Origin of the sequence: Proteiniphilum sp. UBA5463 (assembly GCF_002427225.1) — a bacterium.
Lineage (GTDB): Bacteria > Bacteroidota > Bacteroidia > Bacteroidales > Dysgonomonadaceae > Proteiniphilum > Proteiniphilum propionicum.
The window spans coordinates 1-8,443 of record NZ_DIQL01000009.1 but is presented as its reverse complement, the minus strand read 5'-3'; the positions used below and the strand labels follow the sequence as shown (position 1 = coordinate 8,443).

Genomic DNA, 8,443 nt, shown 5'->3' with positions numbered 1-8,443 from the left:
ATGCGGCAACGAGGTTTTTAATCTGTAACCATAAATAAGTTTTTATAATAATTGACGTTTATTAATTTTCAGATAATATAAGAAGCAGCCCTTCCTTGCTCTTTACAGAAAAAGAATCGTTTAGGTTGAAGTTACCGCCTTTTTGAAAATCTTCTACATCAGGTGCCGACAAAGAACATTTTGACGGATTCATACGTAACAATTTCCAGTCGAATTTAAGTTTCACTTCGGTATCGTCATCACCGAAGTTGCCGATAGAAATCAATACTTTTCCCGGTTTTACGTATGCGGTTGCTTTTACGTTATCAGATGATGTTTTTACGGGACAATCTTCATCCCAGTATCCCAGCATTCTGGCATCTTCAATGCTGAATGATTTCCAAAGAGACCATACTGGTGCCGGTGAATATTTGCTATATGAATGACGGGCGGTAGTTCCATAGACCATTCCCAGGAAACGATTTCCCCCATCCTGCAACATCTCGCTCATTTGTCCGAATGGTATGCCTGAGAAGGTGACAAACCATTCGTCAGGGGTCATTTGATTGTATTTGAAACTTTCGCCGAACCATAATCGATCTATATAGGGGAAAAAATCGGTATATTGATTTGCGGGGCCAACAGAATACCATGTGTTGGAGTGTAGGTCTACAAGTGCTCCCGGACGATATTCCTGAATGATTTTTCTCATGCGTTTCATAACATTTCTGTCGAAAGATACATCATCCATATAAATTCCGTCTAGTTTGTAGTTTTCAAACATCCAGCGTAACCCTTCCAGGTAATAATTTATCCATCGCGAGAACCCGTTGAGCACCAATGCCGCATCTGATGTTTCGTTGGGCAGTTCGGTGTACCAGGCTGGTTTGTAATCATCTATCAGTTGCTCGCACAGCCATGGAACACCATATCCCCGGCCACCGGGAAAAATTTCGTGATTTAAGCTTTTTAGAGCAAATATTTCCGTTGTGTAATTACTTAACTCTCGTATAGTATAATATATTTTGACCTTTCTATTGAACTGATGCTGATGAGCTATAAAGTCAATGAGTGAGTCGCGGACTATGAATGGGTAGTTTATTACCGGATTGAGGTTCTGGGCATGATGTATATTGGCAATATTAGCTCCTTCTTCCGCTGCTTTGTCGAATCCGGCTGGTTTACTGTGGTAGTATCTTTCCGAGAAGTGTTTTGCTGTATTTACAGGCTTTACTGGTGTGATAAGCAATGCAAATTCAAAATCTTTTATCTCAGATGAGATGGTATCCATACCGGTTTGGGCAATAACTGTCGCCCGCTTTCCTTTTGAGCCTGTTACTGATATTGAACCATGCCCGTTGTTCGACCATGTCTGTGGTGGAGCAGGTTTGTAATCGTTCAATAATGGGCCATTATAACCCGAGCCCCGAAATTCCACATGAAGCCCAGCCTTGTCATTTCCCATCCAATAACTATCCCAGGGCCCTTCCCAGTCCCAGCTGTGGCTTACGGGCCGTGATCCCCCTTCAAAGCCCGTCCCCATGAAATATTCAGAAGCATAGGGAGTATAAACAGATATAAGTTTAATGTTTTTTACCGTTATCGGAGTGTTTGCTGATAATTGAATATTAAAACGTATATATCCATCATATTCCATATATGCGGAGCAATTGAATAGGATGTTTTTTTGTGACGATGAGGAAGTCCACTTTATCAATCCATCGGCCTCTTTGTGTAAGGAAGTATTGGTGGCGTTAAATTCAATTATTTCCTTATCAGTTTCAATAAGGAACTTTAGCGGTTTTTCCAGAACCTGCTTATTGTTGATTTTAATGGATGAGGGGAGGCCGTTTTTGGCAATGGTTATTTTTTTATCGGTAGCGGTAATTGTGTTGCCGTCTATTGTCATTGGTTTGTATGGATAAACAGGAAGATTATCTTCTCCTATCCGCGAATTTAGCCAACGCAGGCGTGCATGCCTCCATAAGTCGCCATCCCCTTTATCTGCAAGGATCTCTTCTACTACTTCAATTTGCACCGGGATGCTTCGCGGTGAAATTCCATCGGCAGTCAATGTTACAACACCTTTATAAAAACCTGGTTTTGCATTTTCGGGAATCTGGATACCACACCATAAAGCCTGAACTTTGTCTTTAGGAACATTTACAGTAAATGTTAGAGGGTTGCCATCCCAGTTAACTCCTTCCTGATTGAAGCAAGTTACCTCTTTTTTTGAGATTCGATCACTATTATTCGTGAAATCGCTGAATATAAGCCGAACGTTTTTAACTTCCTGATGTGCTGCCCACAAGCCGATCTGCCAAACATAATATTCATTGCGCATGGCTCTTCCGGAGAAACTTTCTGAAATTACATTTTTTGTCCAGTGTGCAGGAATTTGATTCGTAAGGCGGATTGGGAATGCCCTGTCTTCTGTAAAAATAATTGGATTCCCGACATGTTCATTACGTAAGCTATCCATCTCTTTTTGAGTAGCAATACATCCCATAGGTGTGAAAAAGTCGAAACGTGAACGACTTTCGAATCGTATCAACCCGGCTTTGGGTAATGTTTCAATGTTTTTTGGCAGGGAGGAGAGCCATCCTTTGTCCGCTTCATATACCGGAGGCAGGTAATCGTTCCATGGTTCTCCATAACGGGCGTCGTTCCATCCTTTTCGATATCTGTATGGCATATAGTAGATATAATATACTGCAGATGCTGCATCCGGCTCAAAGACAACAGTACCTGATTCAGATGAAAACTCAGTGATGGAGATGTTTTTTATTTCATTCCCGGTTTCGGAATTGATCACGATAATTTTTTTTGTTTCGGGCCGCATATCCGGTCGCCTCCAGGGTAACTTTACATATACTGCATTAGTGTTTTCAAGACTGTTAAAGGATACAATGGCCCGATGATTACCATATCCGTCGGCGCGCCAAAGTGTGTCAGAAACAACAAAAGGAATTCCATCTGGGGCATATGGCATGTATTGACTATCCCCATCTTGAGAGAATGATTTTCCAAAAATGATTAAATGTAGAATTAAAAGAAAAAGAAATTTTTTTTTCATTTGTTTTGTTTTCAAGTGTTAGGTGCTTATTTAACTATCAATTTTAACTGTTTAATTATTTGCCGCAAATATAATTAATTAACTGTTTATTTAATTCGACAACATGGATTATTAAGTAAAAAAATTACATGGCGATTATTTTACATATTTATATTAGACAAAGGCCTATTGTTAAAAACAGGCCTTTGTCATTTGATTGCTGATTTTAATATCCAGGATTCTGATCGTCTTTCAACAGTGGATTCACGTCAATGGCACCAGTGGGTATCGGCATCAATAATAACCGGTCGTCCCAGGTTTTGTTAATGACCACACTTCCGTCGGGAGCATATGAGGGCCCATTGAGGTGCTTGTTGCAATACTCACTTCCGTAACGGCGCACATCATCGTAACGATGACCCTCAACGGCAAGTTCAATGCGACGTTCGTTGCGCAAGAATTCAATAGCTTGTTCCTTTGTCAGGTTTACAGGTACCTCAGGCATACCGCAACGGTCGCGAATTTCATTTAGCGCAGCACGAACATCGGAGTCGTAACTCGCGTTCATCAAATGAGCTTCAGCAAACGTTAATAATACTTCGGCGTAGCGAATTGTCGGATAATCATCTGATGAGCCGAACCTGTCCCATGGATTTATTGAAACCATCTTACGATAGCTGAACCCGGTCCAGGATTCATTTCCGTTTCTATCAATCACAGAGGGATCCCATTTGTAATAAAATTCGCCTTTTGGTGAACCGTGCCATCCCTTGAAGGGGAACATAAGTGTCACATATAAGCGGCTGTCTCTATTTTTAAATTCTTTCATGTAATTATACGTCATTAGCTCATTGCTTGTCGCGAATAACTTATAATCATCTGTAGACAAATCCTTGGCATGATTCCATATTGCTTTAAAGTCTTCTGCTCTCTGGTCGGCAGAAATTCTGTTCTGCATAGTTTTTCCATCAACTTTCCAATACGCGTCTACCAAGTCTTGCATAGGTTCAAATGATGAATAACCGTGATGGATAGACATTGACATAGGAATCATGTAGGTGTAACGTGACCAGTCGTAGTTGTTTGCATCAGCCATGTATTCTCGTGTAACCACATACTCCGGGTTTGATGGGCTGGCATTCTCTTTTTGCCAAAGTGTTTCATAGCTGAACATACCGCGTATAAACTTTTCTTTATCGATACCCAGTTCGTTAAAATCAACATACAGATCCATCTCCAGGGCTTCCTTTTTTTGTGCATCATCTAATGCTCCAGTCATACGGAACAAGGAGTGTTTGCCACTATCCATTACCTCCTTGGCCGATTTTTCTGCTTCAGCGTAATTCTTGAAATACAAAGCTGCCCGGGCCCGCAAGGCTAAAGCTCCGTAACGTGTTATTCGTCCCGATTCATTCATATAACCACCAGAATATTTCTCGGGGAGAATTTTGGAAATCTCCTCTAATTCATCTAATATGAAAGAGCGTACTTTTTCTACTGGATCGCGGTGTACATTCTCGGCGTTGTAGGTCATCAAATCAGTTATTATGGCAACCTTACCGTAATATTGCGTCAATTCCAAATATGCAAATGCTCTGAAAAAGCGTGCTTCCGCCTTCATACGGTTTTTTATGTTTTCATTCATTTCACAGTTATCAACGTTTTTCAGGAAGTTATTTGCTAAACGTATACTTTCAAAACTGTAGTCTCCGTACGTTGCTGCTGTACTGATTCCGTTTTGTTGAACCAACTCGAAATTACCTTCCCATGGTTTGTGGCTATGGGCGTTATCCGTACACATTTCATCCCATATATCCATTGCTTTCATTGAAGAGTAGCAACTATTAAGTGCGTACCATGCATCTTTTTCTGTTTCCCAGAAACTTTCAGCAGATATTTCGGCGGGAGGTACTACTTCCAGGTCGCATGCCGTAAAAAAAGCAGCTAATACAAGCAGTGCAAGGATTTTATTTATTTGTAGTTTCATATTCATTATTTTATTAATCATTAAAATGAGAAGTTTACACCTAATGCCATAGATTTTGTTCCTAACGCAGATACAACACTTCCTGCCGTTTCGGGATCAAAATCTTTCATTTTTTTGTCGGCGCGAATAGTCAACAAGTTCTCACCTGTCAGGAAAAACTTCATAGAGTTCATATTGAGTTTTGAAAGTGCACTTTTGGGTACTAAATAACCAAGCGTGATGGTTTTTATGCGAAAATAGTCAGAGTTGTACAAGCTGTAAGAACTGAATGCTCTGTTGTAAGATGTATGTGGATCGCTTGCATCATAAATTCTTGGGTAAATGGCGTACTGGTCAGGATTGGATTCTGTCCAGCGCTTCATGTGAAACCTTCTTGGGTTGTCTTGTCCGTGGAAGAACGGGTGAAGTTGATATACTTCAAATGCAACGTTCGTTCCGTTTATGCCTTGGCCGAAAACTGATAAATCGAAGTTTCGGTATATTACACTCATATTCAATCCATAAGTAATGTTGGGTACATCATTGCCAATAATGGCGCGGTCATCATTTGTTATCGATTCTTTATATTTTATATCTCGTTGCGGAATAAATTTTATGTCACCTGCATTAGGCACTACGTTCCCATACTTATAGTATTCAGAATTGTCAATGTCGGACTGTGTGTACAATCCATCAGTTTTAAATCCATAGAAAGACCCTATAGACTCTCCTTCCCTTAGAATATATTTTCCGACACCGTGAGGCATATTGCTGATAATGTCTTTAGATGTTGCCAAATCAATAATGCGGTTATTATTAATAGAAACATTTCCTCCAATTACATAGCTTATTTTACCGATAGTATTTTGATGGTTAAGTGTAAACTCGAAACCTTTGTTTCGTACTTTTGCTATATTTTGAGATGGGGGGTTGCTTATGCCGGTCTCCCACGGCACATTATACCCAAGCAGGATGTCGCTGGTTTTTTTAATGTAGTAATCGGCAGTTGCTCTCAGCTTTCCGTTCCAGAAGTCTGCATCAAGCCCGATGTCGGACATGGTGACTTTCTCCCATCCCAGTTTTTCGTTTGCAGGCTTTGACTCTCTGATTCCCTTAACGGGGGTGTTATCAAATGTGTAGTTTGAATTTGATGCATAGTTTTGAAAATAGTCATAATTACCCACATTATTGATGTTGCCCAGTGAACCGTAAGATACCCTTAGTTTAAGATTGTCGAGCCAGCTTCTTGTTTCCTTCATAAATGTTTCCTCACTAATTCTCCATCCGGCAGAAAATGATGGGAAGTAACCCCAACGGTTGTCTTTGTGAAAACGAGACGAGGCATCAGCTCTGAAGTTCGCTTCCACCAAATAGCGGTCAGACAGAGAGTAGGTAATGCGAGAAAAGTAGGAAAGCATCTTATTTTCTGTTGAGCCTGAAGAGTTTTTGTAATTAGGCCCGGAAGTAGCTCCGGCAGACATGTCGGTAAAGGTGTCAGCGGGAAAATTTTCACGAGATCCGTTGAGAGCTTCATATTTGTATTGCTCATATGAGCTTCCGAGTAAAAATGTTAAATCGTGAATATCTTTTTTATGACTGTAATTAGCAGTAGTTGTATAGTTCAGCCACATGTTGCTGTTCCAGTCCATATTCATGATATTTTGTGTATTACCCGAACCGTTAACCATTGTGCCTGGAGATAAGTAGTTGGGAACCAGGTCTCTTGTGCCGCTATAGCTTTTACCTTTATATTCAGTATTCTGATATACCCCTTGCGCTGAAATAATCAGATCTTTTAAAGGCTTGAGGTCCACTCCTATCTCGAACATTGAATTGGTGGTTTTATTTTCCGACCAACTCCTGTCACCGTAAGAACGCAACGGGTTGCCGCCGATAAATGTACCGCTTGCCAGCTGTCCTGCATTTATAGATCCCCAATCGCCGTTAGATTGCTTTGCTACAAAAGTTGATGGTACTATCAACATGTTGGCCATTGATGGGGTTCCTCCATCAACTCGTCTGGTACGTTGAATATATTTCACTTTCCCATTGAAAGTAAGCCAGCTTGTTAAATCTGAAGAAACATTCAGATTCAGATTATATCGTTGATTGTTCCGGTTCTTAAAGCTTTCGGTGTCATATAAATATCCCAACCCTGTATAATATCTGATCTTTTCGCTTCCACCGTTAAAGCTTAATGAGTGCTGGGTCGTTGGTGCATAATCCTTGAAAATTAGATCTGCCCAGTTTGTGTTCGGATACAGATCTGGTTTGCTACCATCTTTAAACCATTTAATTTCATCATCTGAAAATCCCTGGTTTTTCCCTCCCGCCGGATTAGAATTGAATTTTGCTTCGTTGAAAAGTTCGGCATATTCCCATGAGTTTACGTATTTAGGTTCGTATGTAGGCGTTTTAAATCCGTAATATCCGCTATAAGAGACATTTACGTTGCCCTGTTTTCCCTGTCTTGTGGTTACTAATACAACTCCGTAGGCGGCACGTGATCCATAAATTGCCGATGAAGCAGCATCTTTCAGAAAAGAGATTGATTCGATACTGTTTGGATCTAAGTTCGCAAAAAACGAAGCGTCAGATATAGCTCCATCAATTACATATAGAGGTGCTGAGGTTCCCAGATTTCCTCGTCCACGAAAATTAATACTGGGCGTTTGTCCCGGACGGGATATAACCGTAACACCTGCAGCCGCACCTTGGATGGCTGACAGAACATTGGGCTGAACACGGTCTTTAATATCATCTGTATTAATGGATGTTACCGAACCGGTCAGGTTGATTTTTTTTTGCACCCCATACCCTACAACTACCAATTCTTCCAATGTTTTTGTATCTTCCTGCATCGTGATGTTGAAGGATGAGCGCCCGCTTACAGGCACCTCTTCGTTTCGATAACCAATGTATGAAACAATCAATATACTACCGGAAGACACTTCGAGAGTAAAATCACCATCCATATTGGTGACTGTTCCATTCGATGGATTTTCTTTTTCAATAATTGTTGCGCCGATGATCGGTTCTCCGGCAGCATCAACAATATGGCCTTTAATGGCTGTTTTTTTATTTTGATCTTCAGTGATACTTTTTTGACTAACATTATCTTTTTCAATTAATACAATAATGTTGTTTTCATTCTTTCTGTACGTAATATTTGTTCCTGCAAGTAATTGTTGCATAACAACGTCAATACCGGAATTAGTTACCCTGGTGGTGCTTTTTTTCTCTAACCCCTTAAGCGACTCATTGTAAAAAAACTTGTATTCGCTCACCTTTTCAATCTCTTTCAAAGTTTCGCGTAAAGGTCTGTTTCGCACATTAATGGTAATTTGTGCGAAGACCTGACTTGTAACAAACATCAAAAGCGAAACCATGAGAAGCTTCACTATTGAACCTGCCTTTAATAATTGTTTTTGCCTCATAAATTA

At 40.3% G+C, this 8,443-nt stretch carries 3 protein-coding genes; all 3 read right to left on the bottom strand.

Annotated features, from left to right (window positions below; all coding sequences use genetic code 11):
• Window positions 1-61: 61 nt before the first annotated feature.
• Window positions 62-3,055, bottom strand: coding sequence for a glycoside hydrolase domain-containing protein (locus tag B3B27_RS01860; protein WP_286833509.1), 2,994 nt, complete (start codon window positions 3,053-3,055; stop codon window positions 62-64).
• Between the two features lie 205 nt (window positions 3,056-3,260).
• The gene (locus B3B27_RS01855; RefSeq protein WP_286846762.1) at window positions 3,261-5,021 is read right to left on the bottom strand and encodes a RagB/SusD family nutrient uptake outer membrane protein; all 1,761 of its coding nucleotides are present in this window, start codon (window positions 5,019-5,021) and stop codon (window positions 3,261-3,263) included.
• Between the two features lie 20 nt (window positions 5,022-5,041).
• Complete coding sequence (locus tag B3B27_RS01850) at window positions 5,042-8,437, bottom strand: SusC/RagA family TonB-linked outer membrane protein (RefSeq protein WP_286845182.1); 3,396 nt, start codon at window positions 8,435-8,437, stop codon at window positions 5,042-5,044.
• Window positions 8,438-8,443 lie beyond the last annotated feature (6 nt).

Coding starts and splice junctions, on each gene's coding strand:
- B3B27_RS01860 (WP_286833509.1), bottom strand. CDS start 3,055: ATGAAAAAAAAATTTCTTTTTCTTTTAATTCTACATTTAATCATTTTT.
- B3B27_RS01855 (WP_286846762.1), bottom strand. CDS start 5,021: ATGAAACTACAAATAAATAAAATCCTTGCACTGCTTGTATTAGCTGCT.
- B3B27_RS01850 (WP_286845182.1), bottom strand. CDS start 8,437: ATGAGGCAAAAACAATTATTAAAGGCAGGTTCAATAGTGAAGCTTCTC.